We start from the raw sequence: 25,597 nt of genomic DNA on the forward strand, positions 1-25,597 counted from the left end.
GGTCTGGATGGTCATTGGGGGTGGGTCTTCGGGGGCAAGTTTAGTCCCGGCGCTGCGCCGGGCCGCCCCCAGCGAGCGAGCGCCCCCTCGGGGGGCCGCGAGAGCGCGAAGTGCCGAGCGTGGGGGCCATGTTTCACACTGGCAGAATGCCTGCAGAACATAACAAGAGAGGGAAGTCAGAACGTGTCCATCTACGAACTGAAACCGCGTTTCCAGGCCTTGCTGCGACCGCTCGTGGTCCGGCTGCATGCGATGGGCGTGACGGCCAACCAGGTGACGCTGGCGGCCTGCGCGGTGTCGGTCGGGCTCGGGCTCTGGCTGTTCTTCGCCGCGCCCTCGCTGGCGGCCTTCGGCCTGATCCCCGCCTGGATGTTCCTGCGCATGGCCTTCAACGCCATCGACGGCATGCTGGCGCGCGAGCACCACCAGCAAAGCAAGCTGGGCGCCTTCCTCAACGAACTCACCGACGTGGTCTCCGACGCCGCGCTCTACCTGCCTTTCGCGCTGGTGGCGCCGTTCGCGCCGTTCTGGGTCGGCACGGTCATCGTGCTGGCCGGGCTGAGCGAATTCGCTGGCGCGCTGGGCCCGACGGTGGGCGCCTCGCGCCGCTACGACGGGCCGATGGGCAAGAGCGACCGGGCCTTCGTGTTCGGCGCGCTCGGGTTGTATGTCGCCCTCGGCGGGCCGCTGCCGGGTTGGACCGCCCTCCTGATGCCATTGCTGGCCGCGCTGGTGGCCTGGACGGTCGTCAATCGCATCCGCCGCGCCCTGGCCGAGGCTGAAGCGCCCGCCGCCTGAAACACCCCCATACAAATAAGTAAAGAAGACCCTTCTTCATGACCCCTTCCACACCCCGCGTCGCCGCCGAACACCACTTCCGCACGCACGACGGCGAATCGCTGTTCTACCGCCACTGGCCGGCCACGGGCGCCGCGCGGCGCGGCGCCGTGCTGCTGTTCCACCGCGGCCACGAGCACGGCGCGCGCATGGCGCACCTGGTCGATGAGCTGGACCTGCCCGACTTCGACTTCTTCGCCTGGGACGCGCGCGGCCACGGCCTGTCGCCGGGCCAGCGCGGCTACAGCCCCAGCTTCGGCACCTCGGTGCGCGACGTGCAGACCTTCGTGCAGCACATCGCCGCCGCCCACGGCGTGCCCGAGCACGACATCCACGTGGTGGCGCAGAGCGTGGGCGCGGTGCTGATCGCCACCTGGGCGCACGACTACGCGCCCAAGGTGCGCGGCCTCACGCTGGCCTCGCCGGCCTTCAAGGTCAAGCTCTACGTGCCGTTCGCGCGGCCGGGGCTGGCGCTCATGCACAAGCTGCGCGGGCTGTTCTTCGTGAACAGCTACGTGAAACCGAAGTTCCTCACGCACGACCCCGAACGCATCGAGAGCTACAAGAACGACCCGCTGATCTCGCGCCCGATCGCCGTCAACATCCTGCTGGGCCTGTACGAGGCGGCCGACCGGGTGGTGGCCGACGCCAACGCGATCACGCTGCCGGTGCAGCTGCTCATCTCGGGCGCCGACTGGGTGGTGCACCACAAGCCGCAGCACCAGTTCTTCGAGCGGCTGGGCAGCGCCGTGAAGACGAAGACGGTGCTGCCGGGCTTCTTCCACGACACGCTGGGCGAGAAAGACCGGGCGCCCGCGGTGGCGTCGATCCGCGAATTCATCCTGCAGCGCTTCGGCGAACCGGCCGTGCCGGTCGACCTGCGCGAGGCGCACCTGCGCGGCAACACGGCCGACGAGTCGCGCGCGCTGGCCGAACCGCTCTCGCCGCTGTCGCCGCGCGGCGCCTACTGGGCGATCACGCGTGGCGGGCTGCGCGTGGGCGGCGCGCTGTCCAGCGGCATCGCGCTGGGCCACGCCACCGGCTTCGACTCGGGCAGCACGCTCGACTACGTCTACCGCAACCAGCCGCAGGGCAAGGGCTCGCTGGGCCGCTCGGTCGACCGCACCTACCTGGACTCCATCGGCTGGCGCGGCATCCGCCAGCGCAAGGTCCACGTCGAGGAGCTGCTGCGCATCGCGATGGAGCGGCTGGTCGAGATGCACCGCGAAGTGCGCCTCATGGACATCGCGGCCGGCCACGGCCGCTACGTGCTCGACGCGGTGCTGGCCAGCCCGGTGAAGGCCAGCTCGATCCTGCTGCGCGACTACAGCGACATCAACGTGCGCGACGGCACGACCCTGATCGCCGAGAAGGGCCTGGAAGACGTCGCCCAGTTCGTGCAGGCCGACGCCTTCGATCGCATCAGCCTGGCGAGCGTGACGCCGCGGCCCACGCTGGCCGTGGTGTCGGGCCTGTACGAGCTGTTCCCCGACAACGAAATGGTGCGCCGCTCGCTCGCGGGCGTGGGCGACGCGGTGGAAGACCGGGGCTACCTGGTCTACACCGGCCAGCCCTGGCACCCGCAGCTCGAAATGATCGCCCGCGCGCTCACCAGCCACCGCCAGGGCGAAGCCTGGGTGATGCGCCGGCGCACGCAGGCCGAGATGGACCAGCTGGTCGAAGAAGCGGGCTTCCGCAAGATCGACCAGCGGGTGGACGAGTGGGGCATCTTCACGGTGTCGCTGGCGGTGCGCGTCGCGCAATGACCGCCCGGCGCGCGCCCCGGCCGTGGAAACGCGCCGCCGCGTGGCTGGTGCTGCTGGGGCCGCTGTTCTATGCGACCTACGGCTTCGCCAACTGGTGGGCGACCACACGCGCCAGCGTGCCCTCGATGGCCTTCGACTGGGAGCGGCAGGTGCCCTTCTGGGCCTGGACGATCTTTCCGTACTGGACCATCAACGTCTTCTACGCGCTGTCGCTGTTCCTGGCGCGCGACCGCCACACGCTCGACCGGCATGCGCTGCGGCTGGTGAGCGCCACGCTCATCGCCTGCACCTGCTTCATCCTCTGGCCGCTGCACTTCAGCTTCGGCCAGCCGCCGGTGGAGGGCGCGCCGGCCTTCCTGTTCAACGCGCTGCGCGGCTTCGACCAGCCCTACAACCAGGCGCCCTCGCTGCACATCGCGCTGGCCGTGATCCTGTGGGACTGGTACCGGCGCTTCATCCGGCCGCTGTGGGCGCGGCTCGTGCTGCATGTGTGGGCCTTCGCGATCTGCGCCTCGGTGCTCACGACCTGGCAGCACCACTTCATCGACATCCCGACCGGCGCGCTGCTGGGCATCTTCTGCGTCTGGCTGTGGCCGATGGCGCGCCGGGTGTCGATGCTGCGCGCGTGGCGCCTGGCGCGCGATCCGCAGCGGCTGAAGCTCGCGGGCTTCTATGCCGTGGGCGCAGCGCTGTGCCTGTTCGCGGCGTTGGCAACGGGCGGCGTGGCGCTGTGGCTGGCCTGGCCTGCGGCGGCGCTCGCGCTGGTGGCGCTCAACTACCTCGGCTTCGGCGCGCGCGGCTTCCAGATGGACGGCCACGGCCGCATGGGCTGGGCGGCGCGCTGGCTGTTCGCGCCCTACCGCCTGGCCGCGGCCTTCAATGTGTGGCTCTGGACGCGCAAGCTGCCGGCCTCGGTCGAGGTGGTGCCCGGCCTGCGCCTGGGCCGTCGCCCCACGCAGGCCGAATGGCTCGCCGCCGGCCAACCCCGGCTCGTGAGCCTGTGCGCCGAGCTGCAGCTGCCGGCCGGCGTGCCGCCCGCCCGTGCGCGCTGCGTGCCGCTGCTCGACCTGGTGGTGCCGCCGCCCGTGCGCCTGCACCGCGCCGCGGCCGTCATCGAAGGCCAGCGCCGCGCGGCGGCGGCCGACGGTTCGGCCGTGTGGGTCTGCTGCGCGCTGGGCTTCTCGCGCAGCGCCGCCGCCGTGATCGCCTGGCTGGGCCGCGACCACGGCCTGGCGCAGGCCGAAGACGCCGTGCGCCGCGCCCGCCCGCAGATCGTGCTGCACGCCGCCTGGCGTACCGCACTCGAACCCCTTGGAACACCTGCCCGCCATGACTGACAACGAACGCGCCACCTGCACCACCCTGGCCGGCCTGCTGCGCGCGGCGGCCATGCTCGCCCTCTGGGGCTTCGCGCTCACCTGCATCGCCGCCCTGGTGCTGGCGCTCACGCTGCGCGGGCTCTCGAACACCGCCATCCTGGCCTTTGCCGCGGTGATGGTGCTGGGCGTGCTCGAACGCTACTTCGCCTTCCGGCTGCGGCTGGACCAGGCGCTGTTCGAAGGCCTGGCCAACGGCCAGATCGCCTCGCTGGGCGCGATGGACAACGCCCTTTCGGTGCTCGGGCTGCGCGACCCGCCGCCGCAGCCCAGCGCCCGCGCGCTCGCCGACCGCGTGCAGGGAACCCGCCAACTGATGCAGCGCCACGCCATCGTGATCGCCTGCCAGAACGCGCTCTTCCTGCTCGCCCTCATGACACAGGAACTCGCTTGAACAACGACAACGGCAACAACAAGAACGACAGCAGCAGCAACGGCGACGGCAACGACAGCGCCCGCCCCGGCGCCATCGTGCGCCGCGGGCTCGCGGTGGTGGCGGGCCAGCTCATCATCGGCGCGGCCGGCCTCTTGACCGGCGTGCGCGCCATCTGGTCGGGCACCACGCCCAAGGCCGAGCAGACGCTGTACTTCGCCAACCACACCAGCCACGGCGACTTCGTGCTGCTGTGGGCCACGCTGCCCTCCGACCTGCGCGCGCTCACGCGGCCCGTGGCGGGCCAGGACTACTGGGAGGCCTCGAAGCTGCGCAACTTCATCGGCAAGGACGTGTTCAACGCGCTCATGATCCGCCGCGACGGCTCGGGCCAGGGCGGCAACCCGGTCGACCAGATGAAGGAGGCGCTGGAAGGCGGCGACTCGCTCATCATGTTCCCCGAGGGCACGCGCAACACGGGCGACGACATCCTGCTGCCGCTGAAAAGCGGCCTCTTCCACCTGGCGCGCGCCTGCCCCACGGTGCGGCTGGTGCCGGTGTGGATCGAGAACCTCAAGCGCGTGCTGCCCAAGGGCACGCTGGTGCCGATCCCGCTGGCCTGCACGGTGCGCTTCGGCGCGCCGATCCAGCTCGAGGAAGGCGAAGACAAGGTCGCCTTCCTTGCCCGCGCACGCACGGCCATGCTCGACCTGCGCCCGGAGTACGACCGCATCGAACAAAACGGAGGGACCGCCTCGTGATCGAAATGTCCCCCTTCGCCTGGACCACCTTCAAGCTCTTCGGCGGCGTCTTCGGCGTGCTCGTGCTGGCCTCGGCCATCGGCGCGCTGCTCAAGTGGCGCGTGGCGCACGGCCAGCCGCACTCGGTGATCGACAACCTGAACTCGCGCGTCAACGCGTGGTGGGTGATGGTGGCGGTGATCGGCCTGGCCTTTGCCTTCGGCAAGGGCGGCGTGATCGTGCTGTTCTACCTGATCTCGTTCTATGCGCTGCGCGAGTTCATCAGCCTGGCCTACACGCGGCGCGGCGACCACGGCGCGATCGCGCTGGCCTTCTTCGTGGCGCTGCCGGGCCAGTACTTCCTGATCTGGATCGACTGGTACGGGCTGTACTCGATCTACATCCCGGTCTACGCCTTCCTGCTGCTGCCCATCCTGGCGGCCGTGGGCGGCGACACGCAGCGCTTCCTGGAGCGCACCTCGAAGATCCAGTGGGGCCTGATGGTGTGCGTGTTCTGCATCAGCCACGTGCCGGCGCTGCTCACGCTGCAGATCCCGGGCTTCGAGGGCCGCAACCTGCTGCTGATCGCCTTCCTGGTGATCGTGGTGCAGGGCAGCGACGTGCTGCAGTACGTGTGGGGCAAGCTCTTCGGCAAGCGCAAGGTGGCGCCCGAGCTCTCGCCCTCCAAGACCTGGGAAGGCCTGATCGGCGGCGTGGCCAGCGCCACCGCGATGGGCGCGGCGCTGTACTGGGCCACGCCCTTCAACCCGTGGCAGGCGGCGCTCATGGCCTTCATGATCTGCCTCTTGGGCTTCTTCGGCGGGCTGGTGATGTCGGCCATCAAGCGCGACCGCGGCGTGAAGGACTGGGGCTCCATGATCGAAGGCCACGGCGGCATGCTCGACCGGCTCGACTCGGTGATCTTCGCGGCACCGATCTACTTCCACGCATTGCGCTACTGGTGGGTGCCATGAGCCCGGCGGCGAAGAAGACCGCGGTCAAGACCGACCGCATCGTCGACGACACGCCGCTGGAATGCGCCGACGCCGCCGCGCTGCTGCGTTGGTACAAGAAACACCATGCGAGCCACGCCGGCGTCTGGCTGCGCATCGCGAAAAAAGCCAGCGGCATCGCCTCCGTCGACCACCCCGAGGCGCTGGAGATCGCGCTGTGCTTCGGCTGGATCGACGGCCAGCGCAAGAGCCAGGACGCGCAGTTCTTCCTGCAGCGCTTCACGCCGCGCACCGCGCGCAGCATCTGGTCGAAGATCAACCGCGACAAGGCGCTGATGCTTATCGACGACGGCCGCATGCAGCCCGGCGGCCTGGCCGAGGTGGAACGCGCCCGCGCCGACGGCCGCTGGGAGGCGGCCTACGACGCCCCGAGCGTGGCCACCGTGCCGCCCGACCTGCAGGCCGCGCTCGACGCCAACCACAAGGCCAAGGCCTTCTTCGCCACGCTCGATGCGCGCAACCGCTTCGCCGTGCTGTTCCGCACGCAGGGCGCGAAGAAGCCCGAGACGCGCGCCCGGCGCATCGCGCAGTTCGTCGAGATGCTCGCCAAGGGCGAGAAGATCCACCCCTGAGCCTGCGCGCTGCGGTGCACGCCGCTCACTGCGGCCCGGTGCCGGTCGCGATGACCGCGAGCTGGTCGGGGTCCACGATCCGGATGCGCTTGTAGCTCATGTCGATCACGCCTTCCGCGACCAGCCGCCCCAGCTCCTTGTTGATGGTCTGGCGCGACAGCCCCAGCATCGCCGCGAGGTCGTTCTGCGACAGCCGCACCGGCAGGCTCGCCGCCGCCTCCACCTGCATGCCGTAGAAGTGGATCACGCTCATCAGCGTGGCGGCCACGCGCCCGCGCACCGAGTTCAGCATCTGGTTCTGCAGCAGCACCACGCTCAGCCGCTGGCGCTTCAGGCCCAGCCGGGCCACGCCGCGCCACAGCGCGGGCTCGGCGTCGAGCACCGCGATCACGGCGTCGCTGGGCAGGTGGACGATCACCGAGTCTTCGTGCGCGTGGTAGTCGTAGGGCAGCGGCACGTCCTCGAGCAGGCGCACCAGCGGCGCCACCTGGCCGGGCCCGAGCAGCGCGTTGACGTACTTGCGCCCCTGCGGGCTCATGCTGCTGATCTCCAGGCAACCTGACACCACCGCCAGCAGCTCGCGCTTGTGGCGGTCGCGCGCCAGCACCTGCGTGCGGCGGCGGTAGCGCACCAGCCGCGCCGACTTCATGAGCTCGGCGCGGCGCGCGTCGGGCCATTGGGAGAACAGCTCGTTCCAGCGCAGCGCGCGGTCGAGCAGCTCGGCGCTGTCTTCGGCGTCGGGAGGGGTGGTTGCAGGTGGTCGGGTCAGCGGGTTCTCCCTGCCCTGGTGTTCACGAATCTGTCAAAGCGTTGACAGATTCGGGGGCCCTTCATTTCTATCGTAAGCCCCGGACATCGACAAGCACACAGGCGGCACCGCCTTGCGGCTCGCCACACCGGAGACAACCCAAATGAAGAAGACAGCCACCGCGGCCCTCGCGCTCGCGGCCTGCGCCCTTGCGTCCGCGCAAAGCACCGTGAGCGTCTACGGCACGCTCGACCTGTACGTGGCGCACGCCAGGTCGGGCCCCGCCTCCTCCACGCGGCTGGAGGACGGCGGCCAGACCGCCTCGCGCATCGGCTTTCGCGGCACCGAGGACCTGGGCGGCGGCCTGGGCGCGCACTTCACGCTGGAGAGCGGCTTTGCGCCCGACACCGGCAACGGCACGCTGCCCGGCCCCGCGATGTCGTTCAGCCGGCAGTCCTTCGTCGGCTTCTCGGCGCCGTGGGGGCAGATCGACGCGGGCCGCATGTACACGCCGATGTTCTACGCGCTGTTCAAGGCCGACCCCTTCGGCCTGAACTCGGTGTTCTCGCCCATCAACCTGGTGGCGGCCACCGACGCGCAACCGGGCCTCACGCCCTTCGCGGCCCGCGCCAGCAACATGGTGCGCTACCGCACGCCGGCCAGCATGGAGTTCTTCGCCGACCTGGCCTACGCACCGGGCGAATCGAGTGCGCCGAGCCACCAAAGCGGCAACGTCTACGGCGGCAACATCGGCTGGGCGCGCAAGCCGTACTACATCGCCTATGCCTTCCAGCGCGCGCGCTCGGGCTCGGCGGCGGCGCCCGTGGCCTCGCCCGCCACCACGACCTACCAGGCGCTGACCGGCTCCTACGAGCTGCCCTCGATCGGCCTGCAGCTGTACGCCAGCTACGTGCGCAACGCCTCGAGCCTGCCCAACGTGCCGACCGCGAAGCTCGTGAACCTGGGCGCCACCTACAACGTGACGCCGGCCTCGAACCTGATCTTCGGCGCCACGCAGCGCAAGGTGGCCGAGAGCGAACGCTCGCAGCTGGCCTGGACGCTGGGCTACGACTACTACCTGAGCAAGCGCACCGTGGTCTACGCGCGCTGGCTGCGCCTGCTGAACCGGCACGGCGCCTCGGCCTCGCTCGGGACCATTCCGGTGGTGGCCAACAGCGGCAACGACGTGCGCGTGCTCGCCACCGGCATCCGCCACAACTTCTGACTTCCGAACCCTCCGCCATGCCCATGGACTTCTTTTCTTCGCAAGCCGAATCCCTGTCGGCGCTGTTCGCGCCGCGTTCCATCGCGGTGGTCGGCGCCTCGTCCAACGCACAGAAGATCGGCGGCATCCCCGTCGACTACCAGCGCCGCTTCGGCTTCGAGGGCGCGCTCTACCCAGTCAACCCGAACGCCGACCGCATCCAGGACCTGCCCGCCTTCCCGAGCCTGCGCGCCATCGGCCAGCCGGTGGACCTGGCCATCCTCGCGGTGCCGTCAGCGCTGGTCGACGGCGCGCTCGACGACGCCATCGCGGCGGGCGTGAAGGGCGTGGTGCTGTTCTCCTCGGGCTTCGCCGAAGTGGGCGCCGAGGGCGCGGCGGCGCAGGCGCGGCTGGGCGACAAGGCGCGTGCCGCGGGCGTGCGGCTGGTCGGTCCCAACTGCCTGGGCTTCATGAACATCGCGCGCCACGTGTACGCCACCTTCTCGCCGGCGCCCGGCGTGGGCCGCGTGATGCCGGGGCGCATCGGGCTGGTGAGCCAGTCGGGCGCGTTCGGCGCCTATGCCTACGCGATGGCGCGGGCGCGCGGCGTCGGCCTGTCGCTGTGGGCCACCACCGGCAACGAGGCCGACGTGCAGGTCGCCGACTGCCTGGCCTGGCTCGCGCAGGACCCCGACACCGACGTGATCATGGCCTACATGGAAGGCTGCCGCGACGGCCCCCGCCTGCGCGCCGCGCTGGCCCTGGCGCAGGCCAACGGCAAGCCGGTGGTGATGGTCAAGGTCGGGCGCACCGCGCTGGGTGCCGAGGCCGCGGCCTCGCACACCGCCGCGCTGGCGGGCGACGACGCGGTGTACGACGCCGTGTTCCGCCAGTACGGCGTGCTGCGCGCGCGCAACCTCACGGAGTTCTTCGACCTGGCCCACAGCGCCGCCGTGGCAGGCCGCCCGCGCGACCGTTCGATCGGCCTGTTCACGCTCTCGGGCGGCGTCGGCGCGCTGATGGCCGACGAGGCCTCGGCCCAGGGCCTGGACGCCCGGCCGCTGAGCGAGGCCGCGCAGGACACGCTGCGCCGCTGGGTGCCCTTCGCGGCGCCGCGCAACCCGGTCGACATCACGGGCCAGGTCACCAACGACATGACGCTGATCGATCGCACGGCCCGCGTGATGCTGGACGACCAGGGCTTCGCCTCGTGGATGGGCTTCCTGGCCGCCGCGGGCGCGTCGGACGCGTTCTGGCCGGTGCTGCGCTCCTTGGTGAGCTCGCTGCGCGAGGCCTATCCCGACACGCTGCTGGCGGTGAGCACGCTGCTGACGCCCGAGCGCCGCGCCGAACTCGAGGCCATGCGCTGCCTGGTGTTCGCCGACCCGTCGGACGGCATCCGCACGATCGCCGCGCTCGCGGGGCTGAAGCCTGCGGCGGCAGCGGTTGCGGCGCCCGTTTCGACCCAGGCGCCGTTGACGCTCGCGCCCGGCACGATGTCCGAGCCCGATGCGCTCGCGCTGCTCGCCGACGCCGGCGTGCCCGTGGTCGCGCACCGCGTGGTGCGCAGCGCCGACGAAGCCGCGACCGCCGCCGAGGCGCTCGGCGAGGCGGTGGTGGTGAAGATCGTCAGCGCCGACATCCCGCACAAGTCGGACGTCGGCGGCGTGGCGCTCGGGCTGCGCGGCGCGGCGCAGGCGCGCGCGGCTTTCGAACGCACGCGCGACCTCGCGCTCACCGCCCGGCCCGAGGCGCGGCTCGACGGCGCGCTGGTGGCGCGCATGCTGAGCGGCGGCGTCGAATGCATCGCGGGCGTGCACCGCGACCCGGTGTTCGGGCCGGTGCTGATGTTCGGCCTGGGCGGCATCCACGTCGAGACGCTGCGCGACGTGTCGCTGCGCGCGCTGCCGATCACACGCGACGACGCGCTGGCCATGGTGCGCGAGCTGCGCGCCTTCGCGATCCTGAACGGCGCGCGCGGCCGGCCGCCGGTCGACCTCGACTCGATCGCCGACGCGCTGTGCGCGCTGGCCGACTTCGCGCAGCGCGCGGGCGACTCGCTCGACAGCGCCGAGATCAACCCGCTGATCGCGCGCGCGCACGCCGAGGGCGGCTGCGTGGCGGTCGACGCGCTGGTCGTCGGCCGCGCGCCCTGAAGCACAACAACAACCACCGGAGACATCGCATGACGACATCGAAGAACGGACTCGGGCGCGCACTCGGCGCGGGCGCGGCACTGGTGCTCGCGGCAAGCGCGGCGGCGGCAGCCACGGAGGCGCCCTTCCCCTCCAAGCCCGTGCGCATCATCGTGCAGTACCAGGCGGGCGGCTCGACCGACATCCTCGCGCGGCTCGTGGCCGAGGGCCTGTCGAAGCGGCTGGGCCAGCCGGTGGTGGTCGAGAACCGCAGCGGCGCGGGCGGGATCATCGGCACCGACTACGTCGCCAAGAGCCCGCCCGACGGCCACACGCTGCTGCTCACGGTGCCGGGCCCCGTCACGGCGAACCTGGTGCTCTACAGCAAGCTGCCCTACGACCCGCGCACCGACCTGCGCATGGTGTCGGACATCGCCACCACGCGCACCGTGCTGGCGGTGCACCCTTCGGTGCCGGCGACCGACTTCAAGAGCCTGATCGCCGCCGCCAAGGCCGCGCCCGGCAAGTACTCGATGGGCTCGTGGGGCCCGGGCACGCAGCCGCACCAGGTGCAGGTCTACATGGACAAGGCCTACGGCCTGCAGACGATGCACGTGCCCTACAAGGGCGAGAGCCCGATGGCGATCGACCTGATCGGCGGCGTGATCCAGATGACCGTGGGCTCGGTCACCACGCTGCAGCCGTACATCAAGGCCGGCAAGCTGCGCCCGCTGGCCGTGGCCGGCCCGCGGCGCGCCCGCGCGCTGCCCGACGTGCCCACCTTCGCCGAGCAGGGCTACGCCGACGAGGTCTACGCCATGACCGGCCCGACCTCGCTGATGGCGCCCGCGAAGACGCCCGACGCCATCGTCGAGCGCCTGGGCCGCGAGGTCAGCGCGGTGGTGCGCCAGCCCGAGGTGAGCCGCCGCATCGAGGAGCTCGGCGCCGAGCCCGTGGGCAACCTGCCGCCCGAGGCCGCCGCGGCCTACAAGGCCTTCCTGCCCGTGACGCTGAAGCTCACGCAGGCCACGGGCGTGAAGCTCGACTGAACCGCCTTCCCCCTCTCCCCCTTTCAGAACCCCGAGGTCTTCCCCATGAACGCTCCCGCTCCCGTGCCCGACATCGCCGCCGCCCGCAAGGCGCTCGCCCGCTCCATCGGCCTGGCCGCCTTCGTCTACGGCTATCCGCTCACCGAGACCTACCGCACCTGCGCCCTACAGACCGCGCCGCGCGCCGAACGCCGCAGCGGCGCCTCGGCCGGCTCCGACGTGCGCGCGCCGCTGAACACGCTGCACCACGCGCTGCGCCCGTCCACCCACGAAGACCGCGACGTGGTCACGCCCGCCAACGACCTGCTCTACACCATGGCCTGGCTGCACCTGGCGCACGGGCCGATGCTGCTCACGGTGCCCGCGTCGGCGCGGCACCCGGGGCGCTACTTCGTGCTGCCGCTGTACGACGCCTACACCGAGAACTTCGAGAACCTGGGCCCGCGCAACTGCAACCCCGAGGGCGAGACCGTGGTGCTCGTGGGCCCCGGCGGCACGGTGCCGGAATCGCTCGCCGGCCACCGCGTGGTGCGCTGCCCGACCGACCTGGTCTGGCTCATCGGCCGCATCCTGGTGGGCGACGAGAGCGACTGGCCGGCGGCGCGCGCGCTGCAGTCGGAGATCCAGCTGACACCCGCGCCCGGCACCGTGCTGCAGGGCCGCCCGGCCGCCATCGAACAGTGGGCCGGCCCGCACGAAGACGCCATGGCCGCCGCCTTCGAGCACGGCGAGCCGGCCGCTGAAGTGGCGCCGCGCTTCTTCACCAACGTGTGCCATGCGCTGGCCGAGGCGCCGGGCCGCGTGGAAGACCGCGCGCTCGTGGCGTGGTTCGGCCAGGGCGGGCTGCTGGCGAACGCCGCGTTCTCATGGGACGCGCTGGAGGCACCGCTGCGCGAAGGCCTCATCGAAGGCTTCGCCGAGGGCGTGCAGCTGGTCGGCGCGGTGGGCCGCAACCGCCGGCCCAAGCCCTGGTCGATGACGCCGGCCACCGGCCGCTACGGCAACGAGTTCCTCGGCCGCGCGCGCACCGCCTACCTGGGCCTGGGCGCACTGGCCACCAGCGAGGCGGTGTACGCCGCCGCGCACCACGACGCGACCCAGGAGCCGCTGGACGGCCAGCGCCGCTACACGATGCGCTTCGAGGCCGGCGACCTGCCGCCCGCGGACGCCTTCTGGTCGGTCACGCTGTACGACAGCGACCGTTTTCTCTACCCCAACGACATCCGCCGCCACGCCATCGGCGACCGCACGCCCGGCCTGAAGCGCAACGCCGACGGCAGCCTCGAACTGGTGGTGAGCCACGCGCGCCCCGCCGATGCCGCCAACTGGCTGCCCGCGCCGGCCGGGCGCTTCTACCTGATCCTGCGCATGTACTACCCGCGTGAGGGCGTGCAGGGCTGGCGCATCCCGGCACTGCAGGCACAACAGGGCTGAGCACGATGCAGCCGCACACCGACTCCCTTCACGCCCTGGCCGAAGAGGCCGTGGTCTACGCCTACCCGCTGTACGAGATGTGCCGCATGCGCGCGGCCACCTCGCCGCAGCGCACCGACGCCGCCGGCGAGGCGCCCAAGCCGCTGCGCTGGTGCAACGTGTTCACGCACGCGCGCCAGCTGCTGGGCGCGGGCAAGAGCCGCGTCGTCACGCCGAACAACGACACGCTCTACACCAACGCCTGGCTCGACCTGGGCGAGGGCCCGCTCGTGATCGACGTGCCCGACACGGCCGGGCGCTACTACGTGCTGGGCCTGCTCGACTTCTTCACCAACCCCTTCGCGCACCTGGGCCAGCGCCTCACGGGCACGGCGGCGCGCGCCTTCGTGGTCACGCCGCCGGGATGGCGCGGCACGCTGCCCGCGGCCTTCGATGCGCCAGGCGCGCGCATCGAGGCGCCCACGCGCTGGCTGTGGATCATCGGGCGCCTGCTGGTCGACGGCCCGCAGGACGTGCCGGCCGTCAACGCGCTGCAGGACGGCTTTCTCGTGCGCACGCTGGCCGACTGGGAAGCCGGCCGCCGCTCGGCGCCGCGCGCCTTCGACCCGGCCTGCGACCCGAAGGCGCCGCTCACCGCCGCGCACTTCGCCGCGCAAGTGAACGCGGCGTTGCGCGACAACGCACCGCCGGCTGGTGATGCCGCGCAGCTCGCGCGCTATGCGGCGCTCGGGATCGGCCCCGGCGCCGGCGCACTCGACGACGGCCAGCGCGCCGCGCTGCAGGCCGCGCTCGACACCGTGCTGCCGCGGCTGCGCGAGGCGCAGTCGGGCCGCACCACGGCCTTGGGCTGGGTGCAGATGCCGCTGGTGGAAGGCTCCTTCGGCGACGACCACCTGGCGCGCGCACTGATCGCGCTCAAGTACATCGGCATGCTCGAAAGCCGAGAGGCCACCTACCCGATGGCCTGGCACGACGCCACGGGCGAGGCCCTCACCGGCCAGCGCCGCTACACGCTGCGCTTCGCGCCCGACGCACTGCCGCCGGTCGACGCCTTCTGGTCGCTCACGATGTACGACACGCGCGACTACATGCTGGTCGACAACCCCATCGACCGCTACGCCATCGGCGACCGCACGCCGGGACTGCGGCGCGATGCGGACGGCGGGCTCACGCTGCACATCCAGCACGCGCGCCCCGACGGCGAGGCCGCACGCGCCAACTGGCTGCCGGCGCCCGAAGGCAGCTTCTACCTGTGCCTGCGCGCCTACGTGCCGCGCGCCGAACTGCTCGACGGCCGCTACCAGCTGCCGCCCCTCACCGTCACCAAGGATTCCGCATGAGCGCCACCGCTGAAAAACCCAAAGCAACCGAAGAAGAAAAGCCCTTCCTCATCGTCGGCACCGGCACCGAGACCGTGGCGCCCGGCCTGCACATCCTGCGCGGACAAGGCCAATCGTTCGTGGCCGAAACCAACGTGGGCCTGGTCGTGATCGACGCCGGCCCGGGCGGCTCGGTGACGCAGGGCATGATCGACGCGCTGCGCCAGCTCAGCGACGCGCCGGTGCATGCGCTGTGCTTCAGCCACGGCCACATCGGCTACAACGCCGGCGTGCCGATGTGGCTGGCCCATGCCGCCGCGCGCGGCGATGCGCCACCGCGCATCATTGCGCACCGCAACGTGCCGCGCCGCCTGGCGCGCTACCGCGAGACGCTGGCCCTGCAGCACCGCATGGCCGAGATCCAGTTCAACCGCCCCGCCGGCTTCTTCGACCACCGGCTGGTGACGCACCCGCCCACCGAGACCTTCGACGACGTGCTGCAGATCGGCAGCGGCGAGCGCCGCATCGAGCTGCGCTGGGCGCCCTCGGAAACCGACGACGCGATCGCGCTGTGGAGCCCGGCGCAGCGCGTGCTGTACGGCGGCGCGGCGCTGATCGACTCCATTCCCAACATCGGCACGCCCTTTCGCACGATGCGCGACACGGTGCGCTGGGCCGACACGCTGGAGGCGCTGGCGGCGTTGAAGCCGCGCAAGGCGGTGCGCGAATTCGGCGCCACGCTCGAGGGCGAAGACCAGGTGCAGCACGTGCTCCTGCACACGGCCCGCGCGCTGCGCTGGGTGCGCGCCGAGGTGGTGCGGCTCATGAACGAGGGGCTCAACGAGCGCGACATCCTGGCGCGCATCCGCTTTCCCGACGAGCTGTTCGCGGTCGAGTGGATGAAGCCCACCTACGGCGACCCGGGCTACATCGTGCGCGACATCTACCGCTCGGAGAACGGCTGGTGGGACCGCAACCCGACCTCGCTGCACCCGGCCGCGCCCGAGGCCATCGGCCGCGCGGTGGCCGACGCCATCACCGACAAGCGCGGCGTGATCGACCAGGCACGCGCGCTGGCGGCAGGCAGGCAGTGGCAGCTCGCGCTGCACGTGATCGACCTGCTGGCCACCGCCGAGGGCGAGGCCAGCGAGATCGCCGAGGCGCGCTCGCTCAAGGCCGAATGGCTGCGCGAGCGGGCGCGCGAAGTGCCCAGTTACGTCTCGCGCAACCTGTATCGCGTGGGCGCGGACATGATCGAACAAGGCACGCAGGCGCGCTTCGGCATCCGCTGAAGCCTTTCCATCGGAGACACGGACCATGACAACGACAACACCATTCCGCTTCGGCCTGCGCATGCTGGCCGCCTGCTCCCTGGCCGCACTGGCAACGGCCAGCCACGCACAACAGACCGACAGCTACCCCGACAAGCCCGTGACGCTGGTCGTGCCCACCGCGGCGGCCGGCGGCACCGACACCATCGCGCGGCTGATCGGCGACGGCCTCGGCAAGATCCTGAAGCAGCCCTTCGTGGTCGACAACCGCCCGGGCGCCAACGGCATCCTCGGCAGCGAGGTGGTGGCGCGTTCCACGCCCGACGGCTACCGGCTGCTGTTCACCTACGCCGCGACGATGGTGGTGAACCCCAGCCTCTACAAGAAGCTGCCCTACGACCCGCTGAAGGACTTCATGCCGATCGCCCAGGTCGGGCGCGGCGGCAACCTGCTGCTGGTGCGCAAGGACCTGCCGGTGAAGACGATCCAGGAGTTCGTCGCCTACGCCAAGGCGCGGCCCGACAAGCTCAGCTACTGCTCGTGGGGCAACGGCTCGGGCGGCCACCTGGCGATGGAAAGCCTGAAGAAGCAGGCCGGCCTCGTCATGACGCACGTGCCCTACAAGGGCAGCGGCCCCTGCGTGCAGGACCTCGTGGGCGGCCAGGTCGATGCGGCCTTCGCCGACATCTCCTCGACCGTGGAGATCGTGCGCGCCGGGCGCATCCGGGCGCTGGCCAACAGCGGCCCCTCGCGCATCCCGATGCTGCCCGACGTGCCGACCATGACCGAGAGCGGCTACCCCTTCACCACCTACGCCTGGTACGGCCTGCTGGCGCCGGCCAAGACGCCGCCGGCCGTCGTGAAGAAGCTCAACGAGGCCGTGAACCAGGTGCTGCGCGACCCCGCGGTGGTGCGCCGCATGTACGAGCTGAACTTCAACGACCTGCCGCAGAACACGCCCGAGCAGTTCACCGCCACCATCCGCAGCGACCTGCGGGACTGGGGCGCGCTGGTGAAGGACATCGGCCTGACGCTCGAATGAACGCCTGAGCGGCCCTGACCAAGGGTAAGCAACATGGTCGGGCGGCGGCGCTTCCCACACACTGCGCCGTGACAGGCACGGTTTCTGCTCATCGGCTGCGCGATGGCAACTGCGCCAGCGCGCACCATGACCGAGCTTCTTCACTTCAGCCGACAACTCACCGCCGAAGCCCAGGCGCAGGCCTCGGGCGTGGGCGCCTGGGACCAGCACTACGAGCAGCTGTCCAACGGCCGCTTCGAGGGGCTGGCCGAAGACCTGCACCTGGACTTCGTGCAGGTCTTCCACGAGCGCGCCAACCAAACCGTGCTGCAGCGCGGCCGGGGCCGCCCCGGCGCCATCGCCTTCGCGCTCACCGAGACGGCCGCCCCGGGCAGCTGGTACTGCGGCCACGACCTGGGCGGGCGCCAGCTCAGCGCGCTGCCGCCGCGGGGCGAGTTCGAGCTGCTGGCCGGCGCCGGCATGGACCTGATGGCCGTGTGCGTCGACACCGAACCGCTGGCGAAGCTGGCCACCACCCTGTTCGGCCCCGACTTCGAACTGCGCATGCCGGCACCCGCGCCGGTGCAGCACCCCGGCTTCGACGAAACCGCCTTCACCCGCCTGCTGGGCGCCGCCCTGTCGCTGGCGCGCGACAACCTCGCGCAGCTGGAGCAGCCGGCCGCGCGCCACATGCTGTCGCTGTCGCTGGCCGACGCGGTGCTGCAGTGCATGGGCTCGAAGGCCTTCGAGGCCCGGCTGCCCGCCAGCACGGCGGCGCGCCGCCACATCGTGGCCAAGGCGCGCGAGTACATGCAGGCGCACGCCGACGAACCCATCAGCGTGCCCGACCTGTGCGCGGCCACCGGCGTGTCGCGCCGCTCGCTGCAGTACGCCTTCGAGGACGTGCTGCACCTGAGCCCCGTCACCTACCTGCGCGTGATGCGCCTGAACCGCGTGCGCTGCGAGATGCAGGCCTGCCGCGAGGACACCATCGGCGACATCGCCGCGCGCTGGGGCTTCTGGCACCTGTCGCGCTTTGCCATCGACTACGCGCGCCTGTTCGGCGAGCTGCCGTCCGCCACGCGCGCGCGGTGGTTTGCCAAATCTTGATAACGCCCGCGCCGGCGGCGCTCTTACCTTCGCGGTTGTCCACCACCACACGCGAAGAAGGATGCAGCCATGCGCAGCAGCTACCACCGAACGCCCGGCCGCGGCGCCGCACGGCGTCTCCTGGGCACCGCCCTGGCCTCTGCCCTGGCGCTCGCCCTCGGCCCCCTGAGCACTGAGCCGGCCCGGGCCCACGGCGGTGCGGCCCACATGGTGCCGCTCAAGAAGACGGTGGAAGACTTCGGCGGCACGCTGCGCTGGGACAGCTTTGCCAACGTGTTCACCGTGGCGCGCAACGGCACGCTGGTGCGCCTGAAGCCCGGCTCGAAGACGGCGCTGGTCAACGGCCAGCCGATGCAACTCGACGTGCCCGTGGTCATGCGCAAGGGCGCGGCCTATGTGCCGCACGACTTCGTGAACCAGGTGTTCCAGTCCAGCCTGGACAAGACCTTCGTGGTCGAGCGCGTGCCCAACCCGCTGAACCCGCTCACCGAGGCCGAGATCCAGGCCACGCTCGAGGTGCTGAAGGCCTCGGGGCGCCACAAGGCCGGCCTGCGCTTCACCGAGATCAGCGTGAAGCGCCCGCCCAAGGACGAAGTCTGGAACTTCGCGCTCACCGGCCAGCCCGTGCGCGCGCCGCGCCAGGCGGCCTTCGTGGCGCTGGACGGCAAGAAGGTCATCGAGGGCACGGTCGATCTCGCGGCGCGCACGCTCACCGCGTGGAAGCCCATCGAGGGCGCGCACGGCATGGTGCTGCTGGACGACTTCGCCAGCGTGCAGAGCGCCATCGAGGCCAGCCCCGACTACGCCAAGGCCCTCGCCACGCGCGGCATCGCCGACGTGAAGAAGGTGGTGGCCACGCCGCTCACCGTGGGCTACTTCGACGGCAAGGATTCGCTGCGCCAGGAAGACCGCCTGCTGAAAGTCGTGAGCTACCTGGACGTGGGCGACGGCAACTACTGGGCCCACCCCATCGAGGGCCTGGTGGCGGTGGTCGACCTGGAACAGAAGAAGGTCATCAAGATCGAGGACGGCGGCCTGGTGCCCGTGCCGCTCAAGCCCACGCCCTACGACGGACGCGACCGCGCGGCCACGCCCGCGCCCAAGCCGCTGGAGATCACCGAGCCCGAGGGCAAGAACTACACGATCACCGGCCACACGATGCACTGGCGCAACTGGGACTTCCACGTGCGGCTCGACTCGCGCGTAGGCCTGGTGCTCTCCACCGTCACCTACAACGACAAGGGCACGAAGCGCAAGGTGATGTACGAAGGCTCGCTGGGCGGCATGATCGTGCCCTACGGCGACCCCGACACCGGCTGGTACTTCAAGGCCTACCTCGACTCGGGCGAGTACGGCATGGGCACGCTCACCTCGCCCATCGAGCCGAACAAGGATGCGCCGCAGAACGCCGTGCTGCTGGACGCCACGCTGGCCGACTACACCGGCGCGCCCACCAAGGTGCCGCGCGCCATCGCGGTCTTCGAGCGCTATGCCGACCCCGAGTTCAAGCACCAGGAGATGGGCAAGCCCAACATCAGCACCGAGCGGCGCGAGCTGGTGGTGCGCTGGATCAGCACGGTGGGCAACTACGACTACCTGTTCGACTGGGTCTTCGCCGAGAACGGCACCATCGGCATCCACGCCGGCGCCACCGGCATCGAGGCCGTGAAGGGCGTGAAGTCGCGCACCATGCAGGACCCGACGGCCGCCGAGGACACGCGCTACGGCACGCTGCTGGACCACCACATCGTCGGCACCACGCACCAGCACATCTACAACTTCCGCCTCGACCTCGATGTGGACGGCGAGCAGAACACGCTGACCGAGGTCGACCCCGTGGTGCTGCCCAACACGCGCGGCGGCCCGCGCACCAGCACCATGCAGACGGTGCAGCGCACGGTGCGCACCGAACAGCAGGCGGCGCAGAAATTCGACCCCTCGACCATCCGCCTGCTGAGCAACCCGGCGAAGAACAACAAGGTCGGCAACCCGGTGTCCTACCAGCTGGTGCCGTACGCGGGCGGCACGCACCCCATTGCCAAGGGCGCCAACTTCGCGAAGGACGAGTGGATCAACCACCGCCTGAGCTTCATGGACCGCCAGCTCTGGGTGACGCGCTACGACCCCGAGGAGCTGTTCCCCGAAGGCAAGTACCCGAACCGCTCGAACAAGGACACGGGCCTGGGCCAGTTCACGGCCGACAACCAGGAGATCGTGAACACCGACAACGTGGTGTGGCTCACCACCGGCACCACGCACGTCGCGCGCGCCGAGGAGTGGCCGATCATGCCCACCGAGTGGGTGCATGCGCTGCTCAAGCCCTGGAACTTCTTCGACGAGACGCCGACGCTGGGGCTGAACCGGCCTGCTGCGAAATGACCACATCCGAAGAGGCCATCGGCCGCTACGAAGACCTGATGACGCTGGCGCCCGCGCTGCAGGCGCCGACCTACCGCCAGATGGACCGGCTCTACGCGACGCGCGCGATCCGGCGCGGCACGCACGTGCATCCGCTGCCCGAGGGCACGCCGGTCGATGCGCAGCGCTTCGGCATCGACGGCTTCATGGCGCGCAACCACACGGCCGGGCTGCTGGTGATCAAGGACGGCCACGTCGTGCTCGAGCGCTACGCCATGGGCAACGACGCGGCGACGAAGTGGCTGTCGTTCTCGGTCGCGAAGTCGCTGACCTCCACGCTGGTCGGCGCGGCCGTGAAAGATGGCCACATCGCCAGCCTCGACGACCCGGTGGTGCGCTACCTGCCCGCGCTGCGCGGTTCGGCCTACGACGACGTGACGGTGAAGCAGGTGCTGCAGATGAGCTCCGGCGTGGCCTGGAACGAGGACTACCTCGACGCCGACTCCGACCGGCGCCAGCTGATGCGCGTGCAGCTCACGCGCGAAAAAGGCGCGGTGCTGAAGTTCATGGCGCAGCGCCCGCGCGTGGCACCGGCGGGCACGCGCTTCAACTACAGCACCGGCGAGACCTGCCTGGTCGGCGAGATCCTGGCCAGCGCGATCCGCCGGCCGATCAGCGACTACCTCTCGCAAAAGATCTGGGCGCCCTTCGGCATGGAGGCCGATGCGTACTGGCAGCTCGATGCGGTCGATGGCCAGGAGTTCACCGGCAGCGGCGTGAACGCCACGCTGCGCGACTTCGGGCGCTTCGGCCTGTTCGTGCTCGGCGGCGGCGTGGCCGGCGGCCACAAGGTGCTGCCCGACGGCTGGGTGGCCGATGCCACGCGCGTCGATGCGACCAGTCACCTCGCGCCCGGCACGCTCGCGGGCTTCAAGCCGATGGGATACGGCTACCAGTGGTGGACCTTCCCGACCGGCGCGAAGGCGCTGCCCGAACTCGACGGCGGCCTGTTCGCCGCGCTCGGCATCTTCGGCCAGCAGGTCTACATCCATCCGAAGGAACGGCTCGTGGTCGCGATCCACAGCACCTGGCCGGCGCCGATCCATCCGCCGAGCCTGGTCGAGACCGATGCGCTGCTCGGCACGCTGACCGCCGCGCTGCGCACCTGAACAGAGCGTGGCGCACGCCACGCTCTGCAATGCATCAGGAGAAGATCACCTGCGCGTCGGTGTACTCCTTCAGCCCTTCTTCCGCGAACTCCACGCCGAGCCCCGAGCCCTTCACGCCGCCGAAGGGCGCGTTGGGCTGGATGGCGCCGTGCTTGTTGATCCACACCGAGCCGCACTCCAGGCGCGACGCGATGCGCTTGGCGTGTTCGATGTCCTTGGACCACACGGAACCGCCGAGGCCGTTCTCGCTGTCATTGGCGGCGCGGATGGCCTCTTCGACATCGGTGTAGCGGATGATGGGCAGCGCGGGCCCGAACTGTTCTTCGTCGACCAGCGCATCGCCGTTCTTCAGGCCCGCGACGATGGTCGCGGGGAAGAACAGGCCTTCGCCCGGCTCGCCGCCGGTGAGCACCTGGCCCTTCTTTTTCGCGTCGGCCACGAGCCGCGCGACCTTGTCGAACTGCATGCGGTTCTGCACCGGGCCGAGCGCGTTCTTCTCGTCCATGCCGTCGCCCATCGGCACCTGCTTCGCGAAGGCCGCAAGGTGCTCGCACACCTCGTCGTGGATGCTGGCGTGCACGTACAGCCGCTTCATGGCCGCGCAGGTCTGGCCGTTGTTGAGGAACGCGCCCCAGAACAGGCCTTCGGCGATGGCCTTGGGGTCGGCGTCGGGCAGCACGATGCCGGCGTCGTTGCCGCCGAGCTCGAGCGTGAGCCGCTTCATGGTGCTGGCGGCCGACTGCATCACCTTCTTGCCGGTGGCGCAGGAGCCGGTGAACACGATCTTTCGGATGACCGGGTCGCTCGCCATGTCGGCGCCTAGGTTGGAGGTGCGGTCGTCGCAGCTCACGCTGTTGACCACGCCTTCGGGCAGCACCTCGTTGAGCAGCTCGACAAAGCGCAGCGTGGCCAGCGGCGTGTAGGGCGAGGGCTTGATGACGACCGTGTTGCCCGTGCGCAGCGCCGGCAGCACGTGCCACACGGCGATCAGCACGGGGAAGTTCCACGGCGTGATCGAACCGACCACGCCCACGGGCTTGCGGAAGATCTCGACGTGGCCCTGCGCGTTGTCCTGCAGCACGCGCGGCGGCAGCGACAGCGCCGCGGTGGCGCCGGCCCAGGCGGCTGCACCGCCCAGCTCCCAGCGCGAGCCCAGGCCGTTGAGCGGCTTGCCCTGCTCCAGCGTGAGCAGGCGCGCCAGCTCTTCGGCGTGCGCGCCGATCTTATCGGTGACGGCGCGGCAGGCCGCAGCCAGTTCGTCGTCGGACTTGCGCGACCAGCTCGTGAAGGCTTTTTGCGCGGCGGCCACGGCGGCGGCGAGGTCGTCGCGCGAACCGTTCGGCGCGGTGCCGATCACCTGCCCGTTGGCGGGGTTGCGCACTTCGAAGGAGGCCGTGCCTGGCACCGCGCGACCACCGATCGTCATTCTTGTCTCTTGCATTGCTTTGTCCTGGTTGGGTTGACGCTGGCGCACGCCGCAGCAGGGCGGGCGCGCCAGGTCAATGTAGGAAAAGCGGGGGCCGGCGTCTTGGAGCCAGGCGTCAGCGAATGGACTCAGGCGTCAGTCAGTGCGCAAGCGGCCCGAGCGCAAGGCGCCCCGGCGGCACGCCGTAGCGCTTGCGGAACTCGCGGTAGAAGAACGACAGGTCGTTGAAGCCGCAGTCGTAGGCGACCACCGCGATGGCCGGCGCGGGACCGCCCTGCCGGGCCGCCGCATCGAGCGCGGCGCGCGCCGCCGCCAGCCGGGTGTCGAGGATGTGGCGGCTCGGCGAAACGCCCAGTGCCTCGAAGGCCCGCTGCAGCAGCCGCGGTGACACACCCAGGTGCCGCGCCAGTTCGCCCGCGTGGAAGGCCGGGTCGTGGAACTGCAGTGCCACGTGGTCCATCGCGCGACGCAGCACGCCCTCGCCCGCGTTGCGCGACAGCAGCGCGGGCGCCTGCCGCGCACGCTCGACCAGCACCGAGCCGAACACGCCGAGAAAGGCCTCGACCAGGTGCGCGTCGTCGGACTGCCCGCTGTCGAGCAGGCGCGCGAGGATGGCGCGCATCGCGAAGCCCAGCGCGTCGCCGCGCCGCACGCACACGCCGCCCTGCAGCGTGGGGCCGAAGCGCGCGAGCATGTCGGCGCGCGGCAGGTGCACCGACACCTGCTGCGAGCTGGCGCCGTCGTAGACGAACTCCGAGGGCCGCGCCGAATCGATCAGCACGATGTCGCCGGCCTGCACCGCGATCTGCTGCGCGCCCTGGCACATGAGCGCGCCGCCGTGGTCCTGGAACACGAGGAAGAAATGCTCGCGGTCGTCGCGCCGGATGGCCTGCGCATCGCGGTGCACGCGCTGCAGGTTCTGGCCGATGAGCGCCACGTCGACACCGCCGGCACGCCGCACCTCGATGCCGCCCGAGACGGTCTGCTGGCGCGGCATGGGCACGGGGGTGAAGTTGCCGCACACGGCCTGCAGGCGCGGGCCGACGAGCTCGAACGGCATCTCGGCGCGCATCCGCGGCGTCAGCGGGCCGCCGCTCAGGTGCGCGGGCGAATCGAAGAAAGAAGCGCTCACAGAGGGTGTCTCCTTGCAGGGCGCCGGGCCAGCGCTCAGTCCTCGTCCATGACCCGCGAGCGGCCGAACCAGAAGCCGAGCACCAGGCCGACCGTGCCGGCACCGATGCCGCCCCACAGGCTCAGGAAAGTGTAGACGTTGTAGCGCCCCGGATGCTGCGCGAGCGCACTCGCCAGTGCGGGTTCGTTCAGGCCGCCGAGCCCGCGCGCGGCGGCGTAGTCGAAGCCAGCGGCGCCCAGGAAATGCGGTGCCACGAGGATCGGCAGCGCCGTGAAGAACGGAAACCAAGCGCCGCGCATCCGGCGCCAGCGCATGAAGATCGCCGCGACGAGCAGCACCGCGCCGACCGCGACGGTGCCCAGCGCGAAGGGCTGGCGCGCCAGCGGCAGCAGCCAGGGCCAGATCCACGGCAGCGGGTACAGCGGCCACTCGGCGCGCGGCGCCAGCCCACCCGGTCGCGCGACGACCGACCATCCCAGCGTGTCGAGGCCGCTGAACACCAGCGCCGACACGCAGGCCACGGCCGCGACGAGCAGGCACACGCTGCGAAACGGCGAGGCGCTGCCCTGCAGGAAGCCGGGAGACGGCTCGGGCGGCAACGCCGGCGACCGGGGCCAGCCCGACTGCCAGTGCCGCACGACGATCGACGGAGGCACCGGCGGCGGCGCCACGTCGCCGCGCACCAGCCAGTCGATGAACAAGATGCCGACCGCGAAAGCCATGACCGCCGTGAGCCATGCGCAGACGCCCGGCATGTCGACGAAGCCGGCCGGCGTCAGCATCGGCAGCTGGCCGTAGGCCACGCCCGCGAAGCCGTAGAGCCAGATGATCGGCACCGACAAGGCCATGGCCGTGTGCATCAGCACGGCGTCGGTCTCGGCCGACTCGTGGCGCAGCGCCTGCGCGCGCGACCACGCCTCGCGCCAACTCACTTCGCCAGGGCTTTCAGTGCCATCTTGATGCCGTCGCTCACGCTCGCGTCCTTCGGCAGCGCCTTCAGTGCGAGCGCGGCTTCCTTGTCGCTGTAGCCCAGCGCCACCAGCGCCTGCAGGATGTCGGCCTGCGCGTCGGACGCGGCATGTGCCGGCAGGCCGATGTCGGCGCCCAGCTTGCCCTTGAGCTCCAGCAGCAGCCGCTCGGCGGTCTTCTTGCCGATGCCCGGGATCTTCACGAGCCGGCCCAGCTCCTGCGTGGTGATGGCCTGCGCCAGCTCGCCCACGCTCATGCCCGAGAGCAGGCCCAGCGCGGTGCGCGGGCCCACGCCGGTGATCTTGATGAGCTGGCGGAAGGCCGCCCGCTCCTCGGCGGTGCCGAAGCCGTAGAGAATCTGCGCGTCCTCGCGCACGACGAAGTGCGTGAGCAGCGACACCTTCGCGCCGACGTTGGGCAGGTTGTAGAACGTGCTCATCGGCACGTCGACCTCGTAGCCGACGCCGTTGCAGTCCACCACCACCTGCGGGGGGTTGCGCTCTGCGAGCGTGCCGGTCAGTTTGCCTATCATTGGCTCCCCCCCGTTGCTTGCTCACTTCGTGTAGCCGCTTCCC

The 25,597-nt window shown here is 70.9% G+C and carries 22 protein-coding genes; 17 read left to right on the top strand and 5 right to left on the bottom strand.

What is annotated here, in order from left to right:
- Window positions 1-183: 183 nt before the first annotated feature.
- From AC3WQR_RS25920 to AC3WQR_RS25950, 7 genes are all read left to right on the top strand, one after another.
- Window positions 184-798 carry a CDP-alcohol phosphatidyltransferase family protein gene (locus AC3WQR_RS25920; RefSeq protein ID WP_487850249.1) on the top strand — a complete coding sequence of 205 codons (615 nt, stop codon included), beginning with the start codon at window positions 184-186 and terminating at the stop codon, window positions 796-798.
- Between the two features lie 38 nt (window positions 799-836).
- On the top strand, window positions 837-2,603 hold the full coding sequence (locus tag AC3WQR_RS25925) for a bifunctional alpha/beta hydrolase/class I SAM-dependent methyltransferase (protein ID WP_492744609.1): 1,767 nt from the start codon (window positions 837-839) through the stop codon (window positions 2,601-2,603).
- Window positions 2,600-3,940 (top strand): phosphatase PAP2/dual specificity phosphatase family protein, encoded by a 1,341-nt coding sequence (locus AC3WQR_RS25930; protein ID WP_492744611.1) that lies wholly within the window; start codon window positions 2,600-2,602, stop codon window positions 3,938-3,940. Before AC3WQR_RS25925 ends, AC3WQR_RS25930 begins: the two co-directional genes overlap by 4 nt.
- A complete protein-coding gene (locus AC3WQR_RS25935) occupies window positions 3,933-4,373 on the top strand; it encodes a hypothetical protein (RefSeq protein WP_447747280.1) in 441 nt (146 codons plus the stop codon). The genes AC3WQR_RS25930 and AC3WQR_RS25935 overlap by 8 nt, the downstream gene beginning before the upstream one ends.
- A 74-nt stretch (window positions 4,374-4,447) precedes the next feature.
- Window positions 4,448-5,113, top strand: a complete 666-nt coding sequence (locus AC3WQR_RS25940; RefSeq protein WP_095747742.1) for a lysophospholipid acyltransferase family protein — start codon at window positions 4,448-4,450, stop codon at window positions 5,111-5,113.
- A 5-nt stretch (window positions 5,114-5,118) separates the two neighbouring features.
- Window positions 5,119-6,066 (top strand): phosphatidate cytidylyltransferase, encoded by a 948-nt coding sequence (locus AC3WQR_RS25945; RefSeq protein WP_172438312.1) that lies wholly within the window; start codon window positions 5,119-5,121, stop codon window positions 6,064-6,066.
- Window positions 6,063-6,677 carry a YdeI/OmpD-associated family protein gene (locus AC3WQR_RS25950; protein WP_492744615.1) on the top strand — a complete coding sequence of 205 codons (615 nt, stop codon included), beginning with the start codon at window positions 6,063-6,065 and terminating at the stop codon, window positions 6,675-6,677. Before AC3WQR_RS25945 ends, AC3WQR_RS25950 begins: the two co-directional genes overlap by 4 nt.
- 25 nt (window positions 6,678-6,702) lie before the next feature.
- Here the strand turns inward: AC3WQR_RS25950 and AC3WQR_RS25955 are convergent, their stop codons facing one another.
- Entirely contained in the window at window positions 6,703-7,326 is a 624-nt protein-coding gene (locus AC3WQR_RS25955) for a Crp/Fnr family transcriptional regulator (protein ID WP_223301435.1), read from the bottom strand.
- A gap of 262 nt (window positions 7,327-7,588) precedes the next feature.
- On the opposite strand from AC3WQR_RS25955, the gene AC3WQR_RS25960 reads away from it, so the two are divergent.
- From AC3WQR_RS25960 to AC3WQR_RS26005, 10 genes are all read left to right on the top strand, one after another.
- Window positions 7,589-8,650 (top strand): porin, encoded by a 1,062-nt coding sequence (locus AC3WQR_RS25960; protein WP_492744617.1) that lies wholly within the window; start codon window positions 7,589-7,591, stop codon window positions 8,648-8,650.
- A 23-nt stretch (window positions 8,651-8,673) separates the two neighbouring features.
- The gene (locus tag AC3WQR_RS25965) at window positions 8,674-10,785 is read left to right on the top strand and encodes an acetate--CoA ligase family protein (protein WP_492744619.1); all 2,112 of its coding nucleotides are present in this window, start codon (window positions 8,674-8,676) and stop codon (window positions 10,783-10,785) included.
- Between the two features lie 29 nt (window positions 10,786-10,814).
- Window positions 10,815-11,813, top strand: a complete 999-nt coding sequence (locus AC3WQR_RS25970; RefSeq protein ID WP_095746869.1) for a Bug family tripartite tricarboxylate transporter substrate binding protein — start codon at window positions 10,815-10,817, stop codon at window positions 11,811-11,813.
- Between the two features lie 45 nt (window positions 11,814-11,858).
- A complete protein-coding gene (locus AC3WQR_RS25975; RefSeq protein ID WP_492744621.1) occupies window positions 11,859-13,247 on the top strand; it encodes a DUF1254 domain-containing protein in 1,389 nt (462 codons plus the stop codon).
- A 5-nt stretch (window positions 13,248-13,252) separates the two neighbouring features.
- Window positions 13,253-14,587, top strand: coding sequence for a DUF1254 domain-containing protein (locus AC3WQR_RS25980; protein WP_492744623.1), 1,335 nt, complete (start codon window positions 13,253-13,255; stop codon window positions 14,585-14,587).
- The gene (locus AC3WQR_RS25985) at window positions 14,584-15,858 is read left to right on the top strand and encodes an alkyl sulfatase dimerization domain-containing protein (RefSeq protein WP_369630219.1); all 1,275 of its coding nucleotides are present in this window, start codon (window positions 14,584-14,586) and stop codon (window positions 15,856-15,858) included. Before AC3WQR_RS25980 ends, AC3WQR_RS25985 begins: the two co-directional genes overlap by 4 nt.
- A 25-nt stretch (window positions 15,859-15,883) precedes the next feature.
- Window positions 15,884-16,879, top strand: coding sequence for a Bug family tripartite tricarboxylate transporter substrate binding protein (locus AC3WQR_RS25990; RefSeq protein ID WP_370869671.1), 996 nt, complete (start codon window positions 15,884-15,886; stop codon window positions 16,877-16,879).
- A gap of 126 nt (window positions 16,880-17,005) precedes the next feature.
- The gene (locus AC3WQR_RS25995; protein ID WP_095746874.1) at window positions 17,006-17,968 is read left to right on the top strand and encodes a helix-turn-helix domain-containing protein; all 963 of its coding nucleotides are present in this window, start codon (window positions 17,006-17,008) and stop codon (window positions 17,966-17,968) included.
- A gap of 69 nt (window positions 17,969-18,037) precedes the next feature.
- Entirely contained in the window at window positions 18,038-20,347 is a 2,310-nt protein-coding gene (gene tynA, locus AC3WQR_RS26000) for a primary-amine oxidase (RefSeq protein ID WP_492744626.1), read from the top strand.
- Window positions 20,344-21,495 (top strand): serine hydrolase domain-containing protein, encoded by a 1,152-nt coding sequence (locus AC3WQR_RS26005; RefSeq protein ID WP_492744628.1) that lies wholly within the window; start codon window positions 20,344-20,346, stop codon window positions 21,493-21,495. The genes tynA and AC3WQR_RS26005 overlap by 4 nt, the downstream gene beginning before the upstream one ends.
- A gap of 34 nt (window positions 21,496-21,529) precedes the next feature.
- On the opposite strand, the gene AC3WQR_RS26010 is transcribed toward AC3WQR_RS26005, so the two are convergent.
- The 4 genes from AC3WQR_RS26010 to ruvA form a co-directional block, all read right to left on the bottom strand.
- Window positions 21,530-22,936 (bottom strand): aldehyde dehydrogenase family protein, encoded by a 1,407-nt coding sequence (locus AC3WQR_RS26010; RefSeq protein ID WP_492744630.1) that lies wholly within the window; start codon window positions 22,934-22,936, stop codon window positions 21,530-21,532.
- 124 nt (window positions 22,937-23,060) lie between these two features.
- Complete coding sequence (locus tag AC3WQR_RS26015) at window positions 23,061-24,053, bottom strand: helix-turn-helix domain-containing protein (protein WP_159272810.1); 993 nt, start codon at window positions 24,051-24,053, stop codon at window positions 23,061-23,063.
- Window positions 24,054-24,088: 35 nt separating this feature from the next.
- Window positions 24,089-24,985 carry a hypothetical protein gene (locus AC3WQR_RS26020; protein WP_492744632.1) on the bottom strand — a complete coding sequence of 299 codons (897 nt, stop codon included), beginning with the start codon at window positions 24,983-24,985 and terminating at the stop codon, window positions 24,089-24,091.
- Complete coding sequence (gene ruvA / locus AC3WQR_RS26025) at window positions 24,982-25,554, bottom strand: Holliday junction branch migration protein RuvA (RefSeq protein WP_056577514.1); 573 nt, start codon at window positions 25,552-25,554, stop codon at window positions 24,982-24,984. The genes AC3WQR_RS26020 and ruvA overlap by 4 nt, the downstream gene beginning before the upstream one ends.
- Window positions 25,555-25,597 lie beyond the last annotated feature (43 nt).

The sequence above is a fragment of the Variovorax sp. FW305-3-2-15-B-LB1 genome (genome assembly GCF_058787635.1).